Here is a 21,707-nt window from a genome sequence, read left to right as displayed (position 1 = left end):
CCATGACGACCACCGCCTCGTCCGGCCGGGCTCTGCCCGACGCCGCTGCCGCTGATGCTGCCGCTGACGGTCCGGAACCGCCCCGGCCCCGGACCTTCGAGGAGGTACCCGGCTGGTTCTACCGCACGGACCTGATCCTCTTCGACTGGTTCCTGACCCGGCAGCGCGAGCTCCGGCACCGCGGCGACCTGCTGGAGATGGGTGCCTATCTGGGCAAGAGCGCCGTTCTGACGGGCGGCTACCTGAACGGTCCGGACGAACGCTTCACCGTCTGCGACCTCTTCGACTCCGAGGCCGCGCCCGACGACGCCAACGGGCGCGAGCTGCGGCGCTCCTACGCCACACTGACCCGGCGCGCCTTCGAGGCCAACTACCTCGCCTTCCACGACGCGCTGCCGCGGATCCTGCAGGCGCCGACGACAGCGGTGCCCGGCGAGGTCGCGGACGGCAGTTGCCGCTTCGTCCACGTGGACGCCTCACATCTGTACGCGCATGTGCGCGGGGACATCGCCGCCGCGCGGGACGCCCTCGGTCCGGCCGGGCTCGTCGTCCTGGACGACTACCGCTCCGATCACACGCCCGGTGTCGCCTGCGCCACCTGGCAGGCCGTGCTGGAGGACGGTTTGCGGCCGATCTGCGTGTCCGGCCACAAGTTCTACGGCACCTGGGGAGACCCGGAGCCCTGGCAGGACGCGCTCCACGCCGACCTGCGAGCCCGCGGCAAGTGCTGGCTGCAGTGGCAGGAGGTCGCGGGACGGCGGCTGCTGCTGGTGGGGGCCCGCAAGGCAGACCCGCCGGTGCTGCCCGTCTCGCGGCATGCCGAGTCCGGTACCGCCCGCAGGCCCGCACTCCGCGCGGCCGCCGTCCGGCGGCTCGCCGTCGACCTGCTGCCCCCGATGATGACCCGCGCCGTGCGCCGGGCCCGCCGCTGACCCGCCCGCCGCGACCGGCTCGCCCGCTGCGACCGGCTCGGCGGACTCGGTGCGCTCAGCACAGCCGGCGTTCGGCCACCAGCGGGTCCGGCGGGATGCGCAGGGCGGTGCGGGACCAGGAGCCCCGCAGATTGCTCCAGAAGCGGCCGGGGGTCAGCGGCGCCCGGGTCGAGTCGAGGAGGTCGGGCAGCGGGCCGCAGGTCAGCGCGTGCCGGGCGGCCCGTACCCGGCGCGGGTCGACGCCCCGGGGCACCGGTGCGCCCGGCGCGGTCAGGTCGGCGAGGATCCAGGCGCGGTCCAGCGGCTTCTCGTGCCCCGCCTTGCGGTGCGAGACGGGCTCGGTGTGGGCGCCCAGCGGGTTGCCCAGGCCGAGGATGTCCACGACCCGGCCGTCCAGCGGGAGGACGGCCCCGGCCAGCCCCAGTCGCGCCTCCGCGCCCGCGACCGGCGCCCGCACCCGCGGCGCCAGCGGCACCAGCGGGAACCCGGAGTCGCGGGGCAGCCGGAGCACCAGTGTGTGCCCGCCCTCGCGCAAGGCGTGCCGGGCGACCAGGGTGAAGTCCCGCGGCGCCGCGGTGTGGTCGTACTGGCTCACCGGATGGTGCGCGCCCAGGGCCTGCTGGTAGACGCTGTGCGAGTCGAAGACGATCCGCTCGTCCTCCAGGCTGCCCAGCGGCGGGCGGAGTGCGACGAGGCAGACCAGGCCCCAGCCCGTCACCGCTGCGGTCAGCAGGGCCGCCGCACGTCCGAACGGCAGCAGGAGGACGGGCAGCAGGAGCAGGAAGAGGGCGGGCAGCACCATCCGGCCGTGCATGAAGTCGCCGCCGACCTTCACCACGAAGAGCGCCGAGAGCAGCCCCGCCACGACGGGCGCCGCCACGAGCGCGGCGTCCGCCCCGCGCGCCGCTTCCGGCGCACAGCCGCTGCTGCTGCCGCTTTCGCCTGTGCTGCCGCTGCCGCTGCCGCTGCCGCTGCCGTTTCTGCTTCCGTTTCTGCTTCCGCGCCGGACCCGGACCAGGTGGAGCACTCCGTACGCGGCGAGGAGCCCGAGCGGCACCCACAGCAGGTACGGGTCCAGGGTGTTGCGCAGGTAGTACCAGCCGTAACCCCACTGGCTTCCGGAGGCTTCCTTGGCGATGGCCGGGAGCGGGACGAGTACGCCGTAGTACCCGGCGCGGAAGAGTTCGTAGCCGCCGGGCAGCGCGACCGCCGCGCAGGTCCAGGCGAGCGCGGTGCGCGGCCGGGGGCGCCGCACCACCCACAGCGCGACCAGGAACACCGCACCGACCAGCACGAGATCCGGCCGCACCAGCGGGCCCAGGCCGAACACGAACGCGGTGGCGGGCAGCGCCCGTCCGGGTGCGGTGAGTGCGTGCCGCAGCCCGCGGGGCGCGGGCGACTCCCGGCCCCGGTCCCGTTCCGGATCCGGGGCCGGGTCCCGTTCCGGTTCCGAGCGGGCCCGGACCAGCAGCCACCAGCAGCCGCCCAGATAGCCGAAGGACAGCCCGCTCTCCAGCCCGGAGGTCGCGTAGTCCCAGGTGGCGCAGAGCGGGAGCAGCACCAGCACGCCGACGGGCAGCAGCGCGCCCGCAGGCCGGTGCAGGCGGATCATCCGGCGGGTGCCGTCCAGCGCCAGCAGGAAGCCCGCCACGGTGCACAGCAGCCCCAGGGCGACCGCGAGCCGCAGCGGGTCGTCCACCCCGGGGACGCTGCTCCCGGCGGCGAGCAGCCACTGCCAGAGCGTCCCGGTGGAGGTCTCCGCGCGCTCGCCGGCGTTGTAGACCGGGCCGTTGCCCGCCAGGATCTGCCGCACGGTGCGGGTGTAGATCAGCGCGTCGTCGTTGGTCCAGCGGTGCCGGTACCCCAGGACGAGGACGGTCGCGCCGCAGGCGAGGACGGCGAGCGCGTTCCAGCGCTGGACCAGTGTGCCGGGCAGACCGAAGGCCCGTGGTCCCTGCGCCGGTTGGGGGACGGGGATCTCGTCGGAGCGGGACATACCGCCAGCCTCTCCCCGGGTCCGCCGGGCCCCGTGGGTGCGGCGCGCCGCCGGGTTGCCGCTCACCCGGTCGGCGGAGGGGCGCCGCGGGAAGCGGCGGAGTCCGGGTGGCCCGCGCGCGCCGGTCGCCGGACATGCCGCGTGCCGCGGCCATATTCGGCCTCGGACCGGTTCGCCGGGCCGGACCGGGCTGGAGCGGTCTCCGGCCCGCCGAAGCGGCCCCGGACTGCCGGCTCCGGCACGTCCGCTGTGCCTGCCGTGATTGCTGTGTCTGTCGTGTTCGTTGCATCCGTTGTGTCCGTTGTGGAGTTCCGCCCGTACTGCCCCGCACAGAGAGCGAGCCGTCATGCCCACTGCCGAGCCCACCCCCGACCCGGCCTCTCCCGATCCGGTGACTCCGAATCCGGCCGCCGCCCCCGGACCGGCCTCGTCCTTCCGCCCGCCGCACCACACGCGCGCGGGGGGCTTCCGCGCACTGCCGGGCGCGCAGGTCTCCGAGCGGGCCGCCGTCGGGGACGGCAGCACCGTGTGGGAGCTCGCGCAGGTGCGCGAGGGTGCGGAACTCGGCACGGAGTGCGTGGTCGGGCGGGGTGCCTACGTCGGTGCGGGGGTCCGGATCGGCGACCGCTGCAAGCTGCAGAACCACGCCCTGGTCTACGAGCCCGCCGTCCTGGGCGACGGCGTCTTCGTCGGACCGGCCGTGGTCCTCACCAACGACCGCGCCCCGCGCGCGGTGGAGCCGGACGGTGCGCTCAAGCGGGCGGGCGACTGGGAGGCGGTGGGGGTCACGGTCGCCGACGGCGCCTCCCTCGGCGCGCGTGCCGTGTGCGTGGCGCCGGTGCGGATCGGCCGCTGGGCGATGGTGGCGGCGGGTGCCGTGGTGACAGCCGACGTTCCCGACTTCGGCCTCGTCGCGGGCGTTCCGGCGCGCCGCATCGGCTGGGTGGGCCGGGCCGGGGTGCGGCTGCGTCCGGTGCCGGAGCGGCCGGGGGAGTGGGAGTGCCCCAGCACGGGCGAGCGGTACCGGGAGCAGACCGAGGAGGACGCCGCCGGGGCGGCCGGGTCCGGCCCCGGGCTCCGCGAGGTGCGGCCCGTGGAACACGGGGCGGGGGTGCGGGGCCGCTCGTGACGGGGGCCGGGCTGTCCGCGCTGTGACGGGAACCGGGGCAGGTCCGGGCAGGTCCGGACCGGCCCGAGGCGAGGGCCGGGTGGTCCGCGCCGCGAGCGGCACCGGGCGGGGTGCCCCGTGAGGAGCCGGGCGGGGCCCTGTGAGGAGCCGGGCTCCGGACGGCGCCGGTCCGCTCACGGAGTCGGCGCCGCTCACGGAGTCGGCGCCGATGACGGGGGACCGGGGGTCCGTTCCGTGACGGAGGGCACGCGGACGGCGCCGCCGCGCCCTCGTCCGGGGTGCGGGTGTAGGCAATACGAGTGATTTGTACGCAAATCATGCAAGAGGGTGGCCGGATGCGGGTCCACATAGGGCGAATCTGCCGGGGGAACCGGAGGGCACATCCGCATGCAAGGGCTGCGAAAAGACATGATTCCGGCTGCCAAGCCCACGATTCCGGCCGCCAAACCCGTACTCGGGGACGACGAGGTCGCCGCCGCCGTGCGGGTCCTGCGGGACGGCCGCGTGGTCCAGGGCCCCGAAGTGGCGGCGTTCGAAGAAGAGTTCGGGTCGCTGGTCGAGGGCCGTCCGTGCGTCGCCGTGAACTCGGGCACCTCGGCGCTCCATCTGGCGCTGCTCGCGCTCGGCATCGGGCAGGGCGACGAGGTCGTCGTCCCCTCGTTCTCGTTCGCCGCCACGGCGAACGCGGTACGGCTCGCCGGTGCCGAACCCGTCTTCGCGGAGATCGACCCGGAGACCTTCTGCCTGGACCCGGACGCCGCCGCGGACGCCGTCGGTCCGCGTACCGCCGCACTGCTGCCGGTGCACCTGTACGGCCATCCGGCACCCATGGGGCGCCTCACCCAGCTCGCGCAGCGGCACGGGCTGGCCGTCGTCGAGGACGCCTGCCAGGCGCACGCCGCCGCGCTGCACGGGCGGCCGGTGGGCGCCTTCGGGGACGCGGCCTGCTTCAGCTTCTACCCGACGAAGAACATGCACGCCCTGGAGGGCGGCATGGTCGTCGTCCCGGACGCGGAGCGGGCCCGCACCCTGCGGCTGCTGCGCAACCAGGGCATGGAGCAGCGGTACGAGAACGAGATCGTCGGTGCCAACATGCGGATGACCGACGTGGCGGCGGCCATCGGGCGGGTGCAGCTCGAACGGCTGCCGGAGTGGACCGAGCAGCGACGCACCAACGCCAAGGCGCTCGACGCGGGCCTGGCCGGCGGACTGGTCACCCCGCAGGTCGCCGACGGCGCCCGGCACGTCTTCCACCAGTACACGGTCCGGGTACCGGGCGGCTCCGCCGTACGGGACGCCGTCCAGCGCGAGCTGCAGGCCGCGGGCGTGGGGTGCGCCGTCTACTATCCGACGCCCATCCACCGGCTGAAGCCGTACGCGCACCTGGGCGCCGACCTCCCGGTCACCGACCAGGCCGCCGCCGAGGTGCTCTCGCTGCCCGTGCACCCCGCACTCACACCCGAGGATCTGGAACGGATCGTGGCCGCAGCGGACAGCGCGGCGTGCCGGGCCGGAGTGACCCGGTGACGGCGGCGAGGGCGGCCTCGGCGGCGCCGACCGCGGCCGCCGCACCCGTGGCACCCGCGGCCAACGAGCCCAGGACGGCCCGCGCGTCCCACACCGGGTCAGGCCCTGGGGCGGCCGCCGCTGCCGCGCCCGAGGAGCAGCACACCGGGTGCGGTCCCCGGCGGCGGCTGCGCGCCGGACTCGTCGGACTGGGTGTGATGGGCCGCAACCACGCGCGGATCCTCTCCGCGCTGGACGGCGTGGAGTTCGTCGGCGTCGTCGACCCGGCCGGAGCCCCGCACACCGGCGGGCCCCTGCCGCCCGGCGTGCCGGTGCTGCGCGAAGTGGCCGACCTGCTGGCGCTGGGCGTCGACTACGCGGTCGTCGCCTGCCCGACCGCGCTGCACGAGGAGGTCGGCCTGCAACTCGCCGCGCACGACGTGTGCGCGCTGCTGGAGAAGCCGCTGGCGCACACGCCGGAGGCCGCACGGCGGCTGGTGCACGCCTTCGAGGAGCGCGGCCTGGTCGCCGGGGTGGGGCACGTGGAACGGTTCAACCCCGCGCTCCAGCAACTGCGCACCCGCCTGGAGGCAGGGGAGCTGGGGGACCTCTTCCAGGTCGTCACCCGGCGGCAGGGGCCCTTCCCGCACCGCATCGCCGACGTGGGCGTGGTCAAGGACCTGGCCACCCACGACATCGATCTGACGAGCTGGATCACCGGGCAGGGCTACGCCTCGCTCTCGGCCCGCACCGTCTCCAAGAGCGGCCGCGAGCACGAGGACATGGTCGCCGTCGTCGGCTCGCTGACCGGCGGCACCATGGTCAGCCACCTGGTGAACTGGCTCAGCCCGCTCAAGGAGCGCTTCACCGCCGTCACGGGCGAGCGGGGCTGCTTCGTCGCGGACACCCTCACCGCCGATCTGACGTTCCACGCCAACGGCGCGGTGGCCACCGAGTGGGAGGCCCTGCGCGCCTTCCGCGGGGTGGCCGAGGGCGACGCGGTCCGCTACGCGTTCCCCAAGCGCGAGCCGCTGCTCGTCGAGCACGAGCGGTTCCGCGACGCGGTGCGCGAGGGCACCGGTGAGGGCAGCGGCATCGTCACGGCCCGCGACGGGCTGCGGACGGTGGAGGTGTCGGCGGCCGTGCTGCAGTCGGCGCGCGAGGCAGGCCGGGTACGGGGCGGCGCGCCCCCGGCCGGGGGAGACGCGGCCGGGCCCCTCGACCCCCTCGTGGTGGCCTCTCCCGTCGGAACGGCCACCGCGGCGCCGGACCCGGGCGGACCGGCACCCCACGACGCGGCCGTCCACGACCCGGTGGTCCTCCACGATCCGACGATCCCGCACGATCCGACGGCCCCCATCAACGCGGAGCACACGGCATGAGGCACACGCACCGCAGCATCCGGCGCCGGACGGCGCGCGGCAGCAACGCCCCCGAGGCCCCCGACGCGGCCGCCGGGCGGATGGCCGGGAGCGCCGCGCGGCAGGGTGAGGAGCGCCCCCGGGGGCGGCCGCGGCTGGCCGTCGTCGTCGGCAACACGATCGCCGGGGACTCGCGGGTGCAGAAGACCGCGATCGCCGCGGCCCGGGCGGGCTGGGACGTGACGCTGGTGGGGCGCAGCCCCTCCCGGCGGCGCGAGGAGTCGGTGCTCGGCCCGGTCCGCGTCATCAAGGTGCCGGTCTCGGCGCATGTGCGGGCCGTGGTCGCCGCCGAACGCCGCCGCCCCGGGGTGCGCAGCCGGCTCACCCAGTTCGGACTGCCCGACGACGCCGCCTGGGTGCGGGCCCGGGCCGCGCACGCGGCCTGGGTGCGCGAGCAGACGGCACGCGTCGGCTGGCTCGCCGGCCCCGCACGCGAGCGGCCGGCCCCCCAGGAGCCGCGGTCCGCCGCGCTCGCCCGGCAACTGGCCCGGGAGGCGCTCCGCGGATGGGTGCGGGCCCGCCGGTACGCGCACCGGGGCCGCGGCCGCGCCTACCGGTGGGAGTGCCGACGGGTCGCGGGTGCGACGCGGCCCACCGGCGACTGGCGCACCGACTGGCCCGAACTGCTCGACATCGACCTGGCATTCGGCCCGGTCGTCGAGGAGCTGGAACCGGACGTCATCCACGCCAACGACCATCTGATGATCGCCGTGGGTGCGCGCAGCGCCGCCCGGCTGCGGGCCCGCGGCGTGCCCACCCGCTGGCTGTACGACGCGCACGAGTACGTCCGCGGCGTCGAGTGGCCGGACGCGGTGCGCGCCGCCGCCTTCCCCGGGGTGGAGGAGGAGTTCATCGGCCGGGCCGACGCGGTCGTCACCGTCTCCGAGGAACTGGCCGGCATCCTGCGCGAGGCGTACTCGCTGCCCACCGAGCCGCTGGTCGTCGCCAATGCGCCGGTCCGCGAGACCGTCAGCGCCACGGCGGGCGAGTGCGTCCGCGTCCGGGACGTGTGCGGACTGAGCCCCGACGTGCCGCTGCTCGTCTACGCCGGATGGATCGGCCCCGAGCGCGGACTGGACACCGCGGTGGAGGGCCTGGCGGAGCTGCCGCACGCCCATCTGGCGCTGGTCGCGGGCAAGGAGAACGCGACGCTCCAGGGGCTGCTGGCCCGCGCCGAGGAACTGGGCGTCCGGCAGCGGGTGCACGTGGTGCCCTACGTGCCGCAGGAGCAGGTGCCCGACTACCTCTCCTCCGCCGACCTCGGACTGGTCTGCTTCCGGCACGTGCCCAACTGCGAGATCTCGCTGCCCACCAAGGCGGCCGAGTACCTGCACGCCGGACTGCCGATGGTCACCAGCGGGGTGCGCACGCTGCGCAACTTCGTCGAACGCACCGGCGTCGGCGAGGTGTTCGCCACCGAGGACGTCCGCTCCTTCGTGGCAGCCGTGCAGCGCGGTCTCGCCAAGCGGAGCACGCTGGCCGCCCGGATCACCGGACCGCTGCTGCGGGAACTGTCCTGGGAGCAGCAGTCGGCGGGACTGCTGGACCTCTACGAGCAGCTCGCGGGCCCGGCCGCCGCGGCCCGCCTGGCGCCCCGCGGCGTGCCGTGGTCCGCCACCGAGCAGCCCGGACTGGGCGCCTCGGGCCGTGCCGCGTCCCCGGAACCGGCGCAGCCCGGCGCGGCGCCGTCCGCGTGGCGGTCGCTGGGCAGCACCCCGGTACGGCTCGGTCTGGGCTGCGCCAACTCGGCCGGTCAGCTCGCCGGATTCGCGCGGGCCCTGTGCGAGCGCCGCCAGGACCTGTCGGCCGAGGTCGTGATGCACACCCACGACCAGAGCGTCATCTATCCGGCCGACATCTACGCGATCGGCGAGCGCACCGGCGACCTGGGCTTCCAACTGGAGCGGGCCCACCGGGTGCTGGGCTCCTACACGCACTACCTGGCCGACTCCTTCACCCCGGCGCTGGGCCGGCTCAACGGCGGCCACATCCAGGACGACCTGCCCTCGCTGTCCGCCGCCGGGATCAAGGTCGCCCTGCTGGCGCACGGCAGCGACGTGCGCGACCCCCAGCGGCACATGAGCCGTTATGAGCACTCCCTCTTCCACGCGGCCGACGAGGCCGTCCTCAAGGCCCTGACGCGGAAGAGCGCCCGCAACCGGCGGGCGGCGGCGCAGAGCGGACTGCCCCAGTTCGTGACCACCCCCGACCTGCTGGAGGAGCTGCCCGGGGCCCGCTGGGCGCCGCTGGTGGTCGACACCGGGAGCTGGGCGAGCGAGCGGCCCGCCATGGAGCGCTCCCGGCCCGTGGTCGTGCACGCGCCCTCCAAGCGGTGGACGAAGGGCACCGAGAAGGTGGTGCCGGTGCTGGAGGAGATGGACCGGCGCGGGCTGATCGAGTTCCGGATGCTCACCGGGGCGCCCTGGAGCGAGGTGCAGGAGCTGGTCAAGGGCGCGGACGTGGTCGTCGACCAGTTCGCCGTGGGCACCTACGGCACCTTCGCCTGCGAGGGGATGGCCGCGGGCCGGCCCGTCATCGCCTTCCTGGACGAGCGGCTGCACCGGTCGGTCGGCATCCGGCCCCCGATCGTCAACGCCACCCCCGCCACCCTGCGCGGCGCGGTCGAGTCGCTGCTGGAGGACCGGGACTTCGCCCGGCGCACCGCGCAGGAGTCGGCGGAGTACGTCCGCACCTACCACGACGGCACCTACACGGCGGACGTACTGGACGGCTTCCTGCGCTGAGCGCCGCGCCGCCTTCCTCGGCGGCGCGCGACGGCCGGCAACAGACGGCCGACAACAGAAGGGGACACCCGTGGAGTTCGACAGCGGAGCCGGCACGGACGGCACACCGGGCGCGGAGCAGCGGTCCGCGCCCACCGGGCGGCGGGGCCGGATCGTGATGCTGGTCTGCAACGGGGTGGAGGGCGACTCCCGGGTGCAGAAGACCGCCCGGTCGGCCGCCGCTGCCGGGTGGGAGGTGGTGCTGCTGGGCCGCTCCCCCGACGGGCGGCCCGCGTCCTGGCGGCTGGGCGGGGCGCAGGTGCGGCTGCTGCCCGTGCCGACCCCGCTCGCCCGCCCGCCGCGCGCCGCCCGGCGCCCCCTGCTGACCCGGCCGCTGGCCTACGGGCCGGCCACCGCGCCCTACCGCGCGCAGCGCGTCAAGGCGTGGCGTGACGAACTGCGCACCCGCCGCGCCGCGCTGGCCGCCGACCGGCGGTCGGCGGTGTACGCCGCGGCGCGGCTGGCCGGTCCGCGGGCCGCCGCCCGGCTCGCCCAGCGCTGGGTGGGCTTCCGCACCCGCCAGCTCGACCGGGGGACCGCGCTGCGCGGCACCGGCAGCCCGCTGGACCGGGCGGCTGTGGCCGTGTGGCGGCGCGCCCTCGAGGAGCGCTGCTGGCGGCGGCTGTGGCCCGCCCTCTACGACTTCGAACTCGCCTACGGGCGGACCGTGGACGAGCTGCGGCCCGACCTGATCCACGCCCACGACTTCCGGATGCTGGGGGTGGGTGCCCGCGCCAAGGTCCGGGCGGCGGCGGCCGGGCGGGCGGTGAAGCTGGTGTGGGACGCGCACGAGTACCTGCCCGGTGTCCGGCCCTGGCAGCACGACGTGCGGTGGCTGCCGGCCCATCTGGCGCACGAGCGCGAGTACGCGCCCTGCGCGGACGCCGCCGTCACCGTCTCCGGCACCCTGGCCGCGCTGCTGCGCGAGGCGCACGGGCTCGCCGAGGAACCGGCCGTCGTCCTCAACGCGCCGGAGGCGCACGCCGCCGCCACCGGCACCGCCGCCACCACCGACACAGGCGCCCCCGCGAGTGCCGCCGCAGGCCGCCCCGGGCCGGGAAGCCCGGCGCCCTCCGGCACCGGGACCGGGTCGCCCGACGGCACGGACGGCAGGGACGGCAGGGATGCCGGGGACGGCACGGACGGCAGGGACGCCGGGGACGGCGGGGACGGCGGGGACGGCGTGCCGAGCCTGCGTGCGCTCTGCGGCATCGGCACCGGGACCCCGCTGGTCGTCTACAGCGGCGCGGCAGCCCCGCAGCGCGGGCTGGGCACGATGGTGGAGGCGCTGGCCGAACTGCCCGAGGTGCACACGGCGCTGGTCGTGCCCCGGCCCTCCGCCGGATACCTGCGCGAACTGCGCGCGCGAGCGGCGGAGCTGGGGGCCGCCGAACGGCTGCACGTCCTGCCGTACGTGCCCTACCGGCAGGTCGTCCCCTTCCTCGCGGAGGCGGACGCGGGCGCGATCCCGCTGCACCACTGGACGAACCACGAGATCGCGCTGATCACCAAGTTCTTCGAGTACGCGCACGCCCGGCTGCCGCTGGTGGTCAGCGACGTCAGGACGATGGCCGCCACCACCCGGGAGACCGGCCAGGGCGAGGTCTTCCGCGCGGAGGACACCGCCGACTACGTCCGCGCCGTGCGCGCGGTGCTCGCCGCTCCGGAGCGCTACCGGGCGGCCTACGAGCGTCCGGGCCTGCTGGAGCAGTGGACCTGGGAGGCCCAGGCCCGCACGCTCGACCGGATCTACGCCCGGCTGCTGCACCAGGCGGCGCCGGAGCGACCCGACCATCAGGAGCAGCCGGAAGGAGACGGGAATGCGGATCTGCGTGGTGGCGCTCGGGAAGATCGGGCTGCCACTGGCCGTCCAGTTCGCGGCCAAGGGACATCAGGTGACGGGCGCGGACACCGACGCGCGCGTGGTCGCGAGCGTCAACGACGCGGCGGTGCCGTTCCCCGGTGAGGAGGGGCTGGCGGAAGGGCTGGCCGAGGCGGTGCAGGCGGGCCGGCTGGCCGCGACGACCGACACCGCGGCGGCCGTCTCCGATGCGGAGGCCGTCGTGCTCGTCGTCCCGCTGTTCGTCGACGAGCGCGGTACCCCCGACTTCCGGGCGATGGACGCCGCGACCCGCGCCGTCGCCGCCGGGCTGCGCCCCGGCACGCTGGTCAGCTACGAGACGACGCTGCCGGTGGGCACCACCCGCGACCGGTTCGCGCCGCTGCTGGCGCAGGACTCGGGACTGCTGCCCGAGCGGGACTTCTCCCTGGTCTTCTCCCCCGAGCGGGTCTTCACCGGCCGGGTCTTCGCCGACCTGCGCCGCTACCCCAAGCTGGTCGGCGGGATCGGCCCGCACTCGGCCAAGGACGGAGTGCGGTTCTACGAGTCGGTGCTCGACTTCGACGTCCGCGAGGAACTGCCCCGGCCCAACGGGGTGTGGGACCTGGGCTCGGCAGAGGCCGCCGAGCTGGCCAAGCTCGCCGAGACCACCTACCGGGACGTCAACATCGCGCTGGCCAACCAGTTCGCGCGGTTCGCCGACCGGTCCGGCGTGGACATCGACGCCGTCATCGACGCCTGCAACACCCAGCCCTACAGCCACATCCACCGCCCGGGCATCGCCGTGGGGGGCCACTGCATCCCGGTCTACCCGCGGATGTACCTGTGGAACGATCCGGAGGCGGCCGTCGTCCGCGCCGCGCGCGAGACGAACGAGGCCATGCCCGCGCACGCCGTCGACCTGCTGGCCGACGCCTACGGCGAACTGCGCGGCGCCGACGTGCTGGTGCTCGGCGCGGCCTACCGGGGCGGGGTGAAGGAGACCGCCTTCTCCGGTGTCTTCCCCACGGTGGCCGCGCTCCGCGAGCGGGGCGCGCGCCCGTACGTGTCCGACCCGCTGTACGCGCCGCACGAGCTGGCCGACATGGGGCTGCGCCCGCACACCGGGCAGCCGGTGACCGCGGCCGTGGTCCAGACCGACCACGCCGCCTACCGGGAGCTGTCCGCCGACCGGCTGCCCGGCGTGCGCGTCCTGGTCGACGGCCGCCGCGTCACCGACCCGGCACTGTGGGCGGGTGTGCGGCGGGTGGTCGTCGGGGACGGCGGCGGCCGGGAGGCGGTGGCGGTATGAGCACGGACAGCCGGGCGGCGTCCGGCACCGCCGGGCCGGACGGGGCCGCCGGCCCCGACGTCAGCGTCGTCGTCGCCGCCTTCGACACCATGCCCTACCTCACCCGCTGCCTCTCCTCGCTCGTCGAGCAGACGATCGGGCCGCGGCGGATGGAGGTGATCGTCGTCGACGACGGCTCCACCGACGGCAGCACCGAGGAGATCGCCCGCTTCGCCGCGCAGCACCCGGACCTGTTCACCACCGTGCGCCGGACCAACTCCGGCGGCCCGGCCGCGCCCTGCAACCAGGGCCTGGAGCGGGCGCGCGGCCGCTACGTCTTCTTCCTCGGCGCCGACGACCACCTCGCCCCCGAGGCGCTGGAGCGCATGGTGGCCATGGCCGACGACTGCCGGTCGGACGTGCTGCTGTGCAAGATGGTCCCGGTCGGCGAACGCACCGTCCCCACCGGTGTGTTCAGCCGCTCCACGCCGGTGATCCGGCTGGTCGGCGACGGGCTGCCGTGGGCACTGTCCAACACCAAGCTCTTCCGCCGCACCCTGGTCGAGGAGCACGGCATCCGCTACGACGAGTCGATGCCCGCCTTCAGCGACCAGCCGTTCGTGCTGGAGGCGTGCGTGCGCGCGGCCCGGATCTCGGTGCTGGCCGACCAGCCGCACTACTTCGCCGTCCGCCGGGCCGACTCCAGCAACATCACCTACCGGGCCGGGCCCGAGGTCCGGCTGCACTGCGCCGAGCGGCTCTTCGAGGCCGCCTGCCGCTTCCTGCCGCCCGGCCCGCTGCGGGACGCCTTCCACAAGCGGCACTTCCACGTCGAGGTCTTCCAGCTCTTCGGCGCGGACTTCCCCGCCCTCGACCACGAGGTGCGGCAGGCCGTGTGCACCGGGGCCGCCCGGCTGATCGGGGCGTACGGCGACGGGGTGCTGGAACGGCTCGACCCGCGCCGCCGCCGCACCCTGGAACTGGCGTGGCGGGGCGAGGTGGCAGCCCTGTGCGCCGAGATCGCCGCCGATCCCGAGCGGACCTCGCGCCCGGTCACGCCCGCGGGCCGCGCCTCGCTGGTGCGCTGGCTGCGCGGTCCGGGCGGCGCCGGCCGGCCCCCGCGGGGCGGGGGCCGGCAGCCGGTCGGTTGAGTGCCTCGGGCATGCCGGTCGGTGGGGTGCCTCCGGCGTGCCGGTCGGTTGAGCGCCTCCGGCATGCTCGTCGGTTGAGCGCCTCCGGCGTGCCCGTCAGTTGAGCGCCTCCGGCGCGGGCGGCGGCTCGGCACCGCCCGCACCCCCGGTCACCGCGCCCAGTTTCCGGGCCCGGGGCCGGGCCGTCTCCGCCCCGGCTCCGGTCGGCTCCGCCTCGGCTCCGGTCGGCTCCGCCCCGGTTCCGGTCGGAGCCGGCCCGTTCCCGGCCGGGTCCGGTCCTGCCGCTCCTGCCGCTTCCGCCGCGAGGGCCGCCTCGGCCTGCTCCGGGGTGGGCGCCGGGCGCCGTTCCGCGAGCGGCACCACCGGCGGCAGCGCCGCCGCGTCCTCGCCCAGCAGCACCCTGCGCACCGCGCGTTCGGCGGCGAGCCCGTCGTCCCAGGGGCAGAACCGCTCCCGGAAGGCACCGCGCAGCGCCCGGGCCTCCGGACCGCGCCAGGTGCCGCTGCGGAAGACCGCCGTCAGCTCGTCCTCGGTTCGGGTGACCGGGCCCGGGGTCTCGCCCGCCCGGCCGGAGAGCAGGTCGAAGTAGGTGCCGCGGGCGTCGCGGTAGCTCTCCCAGTCGGGTGCGTGGACGACCAGCGGCCGGTCGAGATTGGCGTAGTCGAACATCAGCGACGAGTAGTCCGTGATCAGCGCGTCCGCCGCCAGGCACAGGTCCTCGACCGAAGGGTGCCGGGAGACGTCGCGCACCAGCCCGCGCGCGTGCAGATCGCGCAGCACCGCGTCCCGCCTGTAGTAGTAGTGGGTGCGCACCAGCAGTACGTACTCCTCGCCCAGCCCGGCGCTCAGCCGCTCCAGATCGAGGCGGGGGACGAAGCCCCTGCGGTAGTCGCGCGCGGTCGGCGCGTACAGCAGGGCGATCCGGCCGCGCGGGATGCCGAGCCGGGCGCGGACCGCCGCGACCTCCTCCGCGGTGGCGGTCGTGAACCGGTCGTTGCGCGGGTAGCCCGCGGACAGGTCCTCGTAGCCGGAGGGGAAGACCCGGTCCCACACCTCGGCCGAGTGCGGATTGGCGGTGAGGCTCACGTCCCACCGCTCCACCCGGCGCAGCAGCTTGCCGAAGTCCATCTGCGCGGCCGCCGGGTACGGCTGCTGGTCCAGGCCCATCGTCTTGAGCGGAGTGCCGTGGTGGGTCATCAGATGCACCTGGCCCGGCCGCTTCACCAGGTGGTCGGGGAAATTGACGTTGTTGACGAAGTACCGGGCGCGGGCCAGCATCCGCCAGTAGCGCCGGGAGCCGGGCACCACATGGTCGGTGCCGGGCGGCAGCGCGGGCACCGCGTCCGGGCGGACGACCCACACACTGTGCAGCCGCGGCGCCAACCGCCGGGCCGCGGCCTCGATCGCCTGCGGATTGCAGGCCACTCCGCGGTTCCAGTACGCGGAGTAGACGGCCACGTCCGGATAGCCGGGCAGCCGCCGCTGCACGGCGTAGTAGAGCCGGTGCCCGGCCCGTGCGAGCCGCGGACGGGCCGCGCGGGCCGCGGACCGGGCGCGCCCGGCGGCGCGGCGCACCGCCTCCCGCGCCGCGAACAGCGGATAGGCGTCGAGGGCCAGCAGCCGGCAGTCCCGTGCCCGCCGCGGCGGCGGGGTGAAGCCGTCGGGCAGATGCTCGCGGTAGAGCCGCGCCGCCTCCCGGAAGAAGGCGCGCCGGTCGGCCGGGCGCACCCGCTCCTTGCGCCGGATGCAGAAGACCAGGTGCGAGACGGCCCGCTCGAACAGCAGCGGCCGGTGCCGGGCCAGTTCGGGGCGGCGCTCCAGGAAGGCGAAGAGCGAGGCGTACTGCGGGAAGATGTCGAAGTGCGCCCGGCCCGGTGAGCGGGTGATGGCGCCCTGGTGCCGCTGCCGGTAGTCGACGCACACGCGCGGCAGGCAGCCGATGGATCCGGCGCACACCAGCGCCTCGTTCGAGAGCGGCGCGTCCTCGTACAGGCCGGGTTCGAAGCGCAGCCCCTCGCGCAGGTAGAAGGCGCGCCGGTACGCCTTGTTCCAGGCGACGTGGAAGAGGGTGAGCAGCTCGGGGTGTTCGGCGGCGGTGAAGGTCTGGGTGCCGACCCCGGCGAGCTGGTCCCCGTAGCAACTGGCCTCGGCGCGCCCGTCCCAGTAGGAGCGCTGGTGGTCGAAGACCAGCACGTCCGGGCCGCCGCAGGCGGCCAGTTGCCGGTCGATCGCGGCCAGGGCGCCCGGCAGGAGGCTGTCGTCGCTGTCGAGGAAGAGCAGGTAGTCGCCGCGTGCGTGATCGACACCGGTGTTCCGGGCCCGGCCCAGTCCGCCGTTCTCGGCCAGGTGCAGCACCCGCACCCGGGAGTCGCGGGCCGCGTACTCGTCCAGGATGGCGCCGCTGTGGTCGGGGGAGCGGTCGTCGACGGCTATCACCTCCAGGTCGGTGCAGGACTGGCCGAGCACCGAGTCGAGACACTCGCGCAGGTAGCCCTGGACCTTGAACACCGGTACGACGACGCTGAAGCGGGGCATGACCACCAGTCCTTCGCTGCGGGGGGAGCAAGGGGCGTGAGAGGTGCGGCGCCCGGTCCGGGACCGCCGCCGGAGCCCGGTGCGGGCGCGGGGTGCCGCTCGGCGAGCGGTACGAGGGGCGGCACCGCCGCGGGGACGGTGGCGCCCGGGGGCGCGGCGGAGCCGGCTGCGGTGCCGAGGCCGGGACCGGTGCCGGTTGCGGTGCCGGTTGCGGTGCCGAGGAAGACGTGCCGGACCACGCGTTCGGCCGCGTGCCCGTCGTCCCAGGGGCAGAACCGCTGCCGGAAGGCGGCGCGCAGGGCGCGCGCGTGCTCGGTGGTGTGCGCGCCGGTGGCGAGGATGTCGATCAGTTCGTCCTCGCTGCGGGCCACCGGGCCCGGCGCGGCCGCCGTCACGTCGAAGTAGGTGCCGCGGGTCTCCCGGTAGGTCTCCCAGTCGGGTGCGTGGACGACCAGCGGCCGGTCGAGGTTGGCGTAGTCGAACATCAGCGACGAATAGTCGGTGACCAGCACGTCCGAGGCCAGGAACAGCTCCTCGACCGACGGGTGGTCCGACACGTCGAGCAGCCCGCCGGGCGGCTCGCAGGGCAGCCCCTGGCCGGCATGGAAGTAGTGGGCACGTGCCAGGAGGACGAAGGACGGGCCCAGCGTCGCCACCAGTCGTGCCAGGTCGAGCCAGGGCTGCCGGCCGGGCCGGTGGTCGCGGTGGGTGGGCGCGTACAGCACGGCCGTCACTCGGTCGGGTATGCCCAGCGCGGCTCGGAGGCGGGCGACGTCGGCGGCGGTCGCGGTCTGCAGGACGTCGTTGCGTGGCTGCCCGAACTCCAGCGTCGTGTACGGCGAGGGGTAGGCGCGCTCCCACACCAGCGTGGAGTGCGGGTTGCCGGAGAGGCTGTAGTCCCAGCGGTCGGTGTGCTCCAGCAGCCTGCCGAAGTCCATGCCGTCGGCGGCGGCCGGATAGGCCATCAGGTCGAGCCCCATGTGCTTGAGCGGGGTGCCGTGATGGGTCTGGAGCAGGAGCTGTCCGGGCCGTTTGCGGTAGCTGTGCGGCAGGTTGACGTTGCTGACCAGGAAGCGGGCCCGGGCGAGCGCCGTCCAGTACGCCGCCGATCCCGGCTGCAGCCGCCGTACGCCGGGCGGGAGGGTGTGCGCGTGGTCGGGCGGGCATATCCACGCGGTGCGGATGTCCGGGACCAGCTCGCGGGCCTTGGCCTCGATGGCCGCCGGATGGCAGGAGTAGCCGCGGTCCCAGTAGGCGGAGAAGACGGCCAGGTCCCGATCGAGGGGGCGGTGGCGCTGGAGCAGGTAGTGCCCGCGCAGCAGCGCCTTGCGCAGCACCCGGCGTGCGCGGCGCAGCCGGGCGCCCAGCAGGCGGCGGGCGCGGCCCGCGTGCGCGAGCAGCCGGAAGGCGTGGTGTGCCCCGTGCCGTACCAGCATCCGGCGCAGCCGCCGGCCCGGCGGCACGGCCGCGCGGCCCGCCGCGGATGCGGGCCGGTGGCGGCGGCAGTGGGCCCGCGCGCGGTGCAGGAACTCGGCGCGCGCCGACCCGGGCAGCCTGCCGGGGGTGCTGTGGATGGTGGCGAAGTGGTCGGTCATCCGCTGGTGGAGGGCCTGATGCCAGCGGTCCAGTCCGGGGCGCGCTGCCAGGAACGCGAACAGCCGGTCGTACTGGTCGAAGACGTCGAAGTGGCGGCGTCCGGTGGTCGTCAGGATGCTGCCGCCGCGGCGCTGGCGGTAGTGCACGCACACCCGGTCCAGCGTGCCGAGGGTGCGTGCGGTGAGCAGCGCCGGGAACGTCCAGGGGGTGTCCTCGTAGGTGCCGGGCGGGAAGGCGAGCCGCTCGCGGAGCAGGAAGGCGCGGCGGTACGCCTTGTTCCAGGCGACGGCGGTGAGCCGGAGCAGCTCGGGCCGCTCGTCGAGGGTGCACACGCCGGGCCCGGCGCCGGGGGTGAGCAGCTCGGGGTGGGCCGGGGGGCCGAGCGAGCCGTCCCAGTAGGCGGGAGCGAAGTCGAACAGCAGGATGTCCGGGTCGCTGGTCTCCGACAGGCGTTCGGCCAGGGCGCGCAGGGTGCCCGGGGCCATGGTGTCGTCGCTGTCGAGGTAGAGGACGTAGTCGCCGCGGGCGCGGGCGGTGCCGGTGTTGCGGGCCGGGCCCAGGCCGATGTTCTCCGCCAGATGGATGACGGTCACCCGTGGGTCGGCAGCGGCGTAGGCGTCCAGGATCTCGCCGCTGGAGTCAGGCGAGCGGTCGTCGACGGCGATGAGTTCGAGGTCCCCGAAGCACTGCCCGAGCACGGAGTCCAGGCACTCGTGCAGATACGCCTGCACCTGGTGGGCGGGGACGATCACGCTGAAACGGGGCATGGCGGTTCCGCGGGGTCGACGGGGAGCAGGGGCGGCTGCCTCGCTCGACAGGGGTGAATCATCTGATTTATCCCATACGCCGGACGAGGGCACATCCCGGCGCCGCTCCGTACCCCGTGCGCCCACTCCGAGCTGTCCGGCCCGGAGCACCGCCCTTCGGCCGCCTCGGGACGCCGCTCTCCGTCCGCCGCGGAGCGGGCCCTCCAGCCGCCCCGGAGGTGCCCTGGTGCCCCGGAACGCCTTCCCGCCCAGGGCGGGCGGGCGCCCCGCCCTCAGCCCGGCAGCCGCCGGAAGACGCTGCGCGGCAGGTGCCGCAGCACGCTCATGACCGGCCCCAGCGCGGCGGGCACCCACACCGTCCGCGCCCGGCGCCGCACCCCGTGCTCGATCGCCTCCGCCACCGCGCCCGGCGTGGTGGCCAGCGGCGCGGGCGTCCGCCCCGCCGTCATCCGGGTGTGCACGAACCCGGGCCGCACCACCAGCACATGCGCCCCCGTGCCGTGCAGCGCGTCCCCCAGGCCCTGCGCGAACGCGTCCAGCCCCGCCTTGCTGGACCCGTAGAGGAAGTTGGCCCGGCGCGCCCGCTCCCCGGCGACCGAGGAGAGCACCACCAGCGAGCCGTGCCCCTGGGCGCGCAGCGCCTTCGCGCACACCAGCCCGGAGGAGACGGCGCCGGTGTAGTTCGTCCGGGTGAGGCGCACGGCCGCCATCGGGTCCTGCTCGTCGCGGAGCTGGTCGCCCAGCACCCCGAAGGCGAGCAGGACCAGGTCGATGTCGCCCTCCGCGAAGACCTTCTCCAGCACCTCCTCGTGCGTCTCGGGGGCCAGCGCGTCGAACGGGACCGTGCGCACGGCGACCTCCGCGCCGTGCGCCGCCGCCTCCTCCCGGAGCCCGGTCGCCGCCGCGTCCAGCGCCGGTCCGGGCCGCCCCGCGAGCCAGACCGTGCGGGCGCGGCGGGCCATGAAGCGGCGCACCGCAGCCAGCGCGATCTCGGACGTGCCGCCCAGGACGAGCAGCGACTGCGGGGAACCGAAGGCGTCCTTCATGTGTGCTCCTGAGTGTTCTTCCGGGATGCCGGTTCGGGATGCGCGGAGGCGGGGTGCGCGGGGTCCGGCCGGATGCGCGGGGCCGGATGGGCGGGGTGAGGGTGCACGGGGTGCGCGGCGCCGGGAGGCGCGGGACCGGGAGGCGCGGGACCGGGAGGCGCGGGACCGGGAGACGCGGGGCCGGGAGGTGTCCGGCCGGGCGCGGGCGTCACAGGGCCAGCCGCCGGGCCAGATCCGAGGTGAAGACGCCGCGCGGGTCCAGCCGGGCGCGCAGCTCCCGGAAGTCGGCCAGCCGCGGATACATCCCGGCCAGCAGCTCGGGCCGCATGCGCGCGTCCTTGGCCAGGTACAGCCGTCCTCCGGCCAGCGCGACCTCCTCGTCCAGCAGGTCGAGGAAGTCCGCCAGCCCCGGCAGCCCGGCCGGGATGTCCAGCGCCAGCGTCCAGCCCTCCGCGGGGAACGAGAGCCACCCCGGGTCCCCGGCGCCGAACCGCTTGAGGACGGCGAGGAAGGAAGGGCAGGAGCGGCGCGAGATCAGCCGCACGATGCGGCGCAGCGCGTCGTCGTGCTCGTGCCCCACCACGCACTGCCACTGCACGAACCCCGCGCTGCCGTAGACCCGGTTCCAGTGCGGCAGCCCGTCCAGCGGGTGGAAGAAGGAGGCGAGCCGCTGGAGTTCGCCCCTCCGGCGGCGCGGCGCCTTGTGGTACCAGAACTTGTTGAAGGCCGAGACCGTACTGCCGCGCAGCAGCCCACCCGGCACGGTGCGCGGCGCGGGCGGCAACTGTCCGGGCCGGAAGGCCAGCGGATCGCTGCGCGCCGCGCGGGCCGCACGCCCCGGTCCCTGCAGCGCGGCCAGCGGCGCGTGGTCGCCGCGGGTCAGCACAGCGCGTCCGGCCGCCGTGCCGCGCGCCAGCAGGTCGATCCAGGCCACCGAGTAGCGGTGGCGGTGGTCGCTCGCGGTCAGCGTGGCCAGCAGCGAGTCCAGGTCGGGGAGCCGCTCGGTGTCCACCGCCATCAGCGACGTCTCCACCGGCAGCAGCTCCACCGTCGCGCTCAGCACCAGCCCGGTCAGGCCCATTCCGCCCGCCGTGGCGTCGAACAGTTCGGTACCCGGCACGACCGTCCGCACCTGCCCGTCCGCCGTCAGCAGCTCCAGGGAGCGCACATGGCGGCTGAAGGACCCCGAGAGATGGTGGTTCTTGCCGTGGATGTCCGCGCCGATCGCGCCGCCGACCGTCACATAGCGGGTCCCCGGAGTCACCGGTACGAACCAGCCCAGCGGCAGCAGGACCGTCATCAGCCGGTGCAGGCTGACCCCCGCCTCGCAGGTCACCGTCCCCCCGACCGCGTCGACCGCCAGCACCCGGTCCAGCCCCGTGGTGTCCAGGACGGTGCCGCCCGCGTTCTGCGCCGCATCGCCGTAGGCCCGGCCCAGGCCGCGCGGGATGCTGCCGCGCGCCCCGCACTCCAGGACCGCCGCCACCGCCTCCTGGCGGGTGCCCGGCCGCAGCACCCGGGCGCCGGTGGGGGCGGTGCCGCCCCAGCCGGTCAGCAGCCGGGCGCTGCGGTCGGGCGGTGCGGACACGTCGCGCTGGAGGTGCTGAGCGGGCATGGACGTGACGGTAAGCGCCAGGAAATGCCCGGCAGGGGAGGCTGTGCCGGAGACCTCGCCGGTGTCGTCCAAAGGTCGCTGAAAGGGTGAAACGGCGTGTGTCGGGTCGCGGCTCGGCCT

13 protein-coding genes are annotated in these 21,707 nt (G+C 75.5%); 8 read left to right on the top strand and 5 right to left on the bottom strand.

Annotation, left to right across the window (positions count from 1 at the left end):
* The first annotated feature begins 2 nt into the window (after window positions 1-2).
* Window positions 3-932 (top strand): class I SAM-dependent methyltransferase, encoded by a 930-nt coding sequence (locus BMX65_RS30490; protein WP_075003583.1) that lies wholly within the window; start codon window positions 3-5, stop codon window positions 930-932.
* 55 nt (window positions 933-987) lie between these two features.
* On the opposite strand, the gene BMX65_RS30485 is transcribed toward BMX65_RS30490, so the two are convergent.
* A complete protein-coding gene (locus tag BMX65_RS30485; protein WP_075003582.1) occupies window positions 988-2,928 on the bottom strand; it encodes an arabinofuranosyltransferase AftB family protein in 1,941 nt (646 codons plus the stop codon).
* A gap of 475 nt (window positions 2,929-3,403) precedes the next feature.
* On the opposite strand from BMX65_RS30485, the gene BMX65_RS30480 reads away from it, so the two are divergent.
* The 7 genes from BMX65_RS30480 (at window position 3,404) to BMX65_RS30445 (ending at window position 14,028) form a co-directional block, all read left to right on the top strand.
* Window positions 3,404-4,057 (top strand): acyltransferase, encoded by a 654-nt coding sequence (locus BMX65_RS30480; RefSeq protein ID WP_075003595.1) that lies wholly within the window; start codon window positions 3,404-3,406, stop codon window positions 4,055-4,057.
* Between the two features lie 408 nt (window positions 4,058-4,465).
* The gene (locus BMX65_RS30475) at window positions 4,466-5,584 is read left to right on the top strand and encodes a DegT/DnrJ/EryC1/StrS family aminotransferase (protein WP_075003581.1); all 1,119 of its coding nucleotides are present in this window, start codon (window positions 4,466-4,468) and stop codon (window positions 5,582-5,584) included.
* A 197-nt stretch (window positions 5,585-5,781) separates the two neighbouring features.
* A complete protein-coding gene (locus tag BMX65_RS30470; RefSeq protein ID WP_239502282.1) occupies window positions 5,782-6,945 on the top strand; it encodes a Gfo/Idh/MocA family oxidoreductase in 1,164 nt (387 codons plus the stop codon).
* On the top strand, window positions 6,942-9,728 hold the full coding sequence (locus tag BMX65_RS30465; protein ID WP_075003579.1) for a glycosyltransferase: 2,787 nt from the start codon (window positions 6,942-6,944) through the stop codon (window positions 9,726-9,728). The genes BMX65_RS30470 and BMX65_RS30465 overlap by 4 nt, the downstream gene beginning before the upstream one ends.
* 70 nt (window positions 9,729-9,798) lie before the next feature.
* On the top strand, window positions 9,799-11,733 hold the full coding sequence (locus BMX65_RS33860) for a glycosyltransferase (RefSeq protein ID WP_244905682.1): 1,935 nt from the start codon (window positions 9,799-9,801) through the stop codon (window positions 11,731-11,733).
* Window positions 11,618-12,898: a nucleotide sugar dehydrogenase gene (locus tag BMX65_RS30450; protein ID WP_239502281.1), complete on the top strand. Its 1,281-nt coding sequence runs from the start codon at window positions 11,618-11,620 to the stop codon at window positions 12,896-12,898. The genes BMX65_RS33860 and BMX65_RS30450 overlap by 116 nt, the downstream gene beginning before the upstream one ends.
* The gene (locus BMX65_RS30445; protein WP_075003577.1) at window positions 12,895-14,028 is read left to right on the top strand and encodes a glycosyltransferase family 2 protein; all 1,134 of its coding nucleotides are present in this window, start codon (window positions 12,895-12,897) and stop codon (window positions 14,026-14,028) included. Before BMX65_RS30450 ends, BMX65_RS30445 begins: the two co-directional genes overlap by 4 nt.
* A gap of 96 nt (window positions 14,029-14,124) precedes the next feature.
* Here BMX65_RS30445 and BMX65_RS30440 read toward each other — a convergent pair whose 3' ends face one another.
* The 4 genes from BMX65_RS30440 to dprE1 all read right to left on the bottom strand — a co-directional run bounded on the left by BMX65_RS30440 (window position 14,125) and on the right by dprE1 (window position 21,587).
* Window positions 14,125-16,563, bottom strand: coding sequence for a bifunctional glycosyltransferase/CDP-glycerol:glycerophosphate glycerophosphotransferase (locus tag BMX65_RS30440; RefSeq protein WP_239502275.1), 2,439 nt, complete (start codon window positions 16,561-16,563; stop codon window positions 14,125-14,127).
* On the bottom strand, window positions 16,461-18,926 hold the full coding sequence (locus BMX65_RS30435) for a bifunctional glycosyltransferase/CDP-glycerol:glycerophosphate glycerophosphotransferase (protein WP_075003576.1): 2,466 nt from the start codon (window positions 18,924-18,926) through the stop codon (window positions 16,461-16,463). Before BMX65_RS30435 ends, BMX65_RS30440 begins: the two co-directional genes overlap by 103 nt.
* A 272-nt stretch (window positions 18,927-19,198) precedes the next feature.
* The gene (dprE2, locus tag BMX65_RS30430) at window positions 19,199-19,972 is read right to left on the bottom strand and encodes a decaprenylphospho-beta-D-erythro-pentofuranosid-2-ulose 2-reductase (protein WP_075003575.1); all 774 of its coding nucleotides are present in this window, start codon (window positions 19,970-19,972) and stop codon (window positions 19,199-19,201) included.
* Window positions 19,973-20,180: 208 nt separating this feature from the next.
* Entirely contained in the window at window positions 20,181-21,587 is a 1,407-nt protein-coding gene (gene dprE1, locus BMX65_RS30425) for a decaprenylphosphoryl-beta-D-ribose oxidase (protein ID WP_075003594.1), read from the bottom strand.
* Window positions 21,588-21,707: the final 120 nt, after the last annotated feature.

The organism is Streptomyces qinglanensis, assembly GCF_900111245.1.
GTDB lineage: Bacteria > Actinomycetota > Actinomycetes > Streptomycetales > Streptomycetaceae > Streptomyces > Streptomyces qinglanensis.
This window is presented reverse-complemented; position numbering and strand designations above follow the sequence as displayed.

Coding starts and splice junctions, on each gene's coding strand:
- BMX65_RS30490 (WP_075003583.1), top strand. CDS start 3: ATGACGACCACCGCCTCGTCCGGCCGGGCTCTGCCCGACGCCGCTGCC.
- BMX65_RS30485 (WP_075003582.1), bottom strand. CDS start 2,928: ATGTCCCGCTCCGACGAGATCCCCGTCCCCCAACCGGCGCAGGGACCA.
- BMX65_RS30475 (WP_075003581.1), top strand. CDS start 4,466: ATGATTCCGGCTGCCAAGCCCACGATTCCGGCCGCCAAACCCGTACTC.
- BMX65_RS30470 (WP_239502282.1), top strand. CDS start 5,782: ATGGGCCGCAACCACGCGCGGATCCTCTCCGCGCTGGACGGCGTGGAG.
- BMX65_RS30465 (WP_075003579.1), top strand. CDS start 6,942: ATGAGGCACACGCACCGCAGCATCCGGCGCCGGACGGCGCGCGGCAGC.
- BMX65_RS30445 (WP_075003577.1), top strand. CDS start 12,895: ATGAGCACGGACAGCCGGGCGGCGTCCGGCACCGCCGGGCCGGACGGG.
- BMX65_RS30440 (WP_239502275.1), bottom strand. CDS start 16,563: ATGCCCCGCTTCAGCGTCGTCGTACCGGTGTTCAAGGTCCAGGGCTAC.
- BMX65_RS30435 (WP_075003576.1), bottom strand. CDS start 18,926: ATGCCCCGTTTCAGCGTGATCGTCCCCGCCCACCAGGTGCAGGCGTAT.
- dprE2 (WP_075003575.1), bottom strand. CDS start 19,972: ATGAAGGACGCCTTCGGTTCCCCGCAGTCGCTGCTCGTCCTGGGCGGC.
- dprE1 (WP_075003594.1), bottom strand. CDS start 21,587: ATGCCCGCTCAGCACCTCCAGCGCGACGTGTCCGCACCGCCCGACCGC.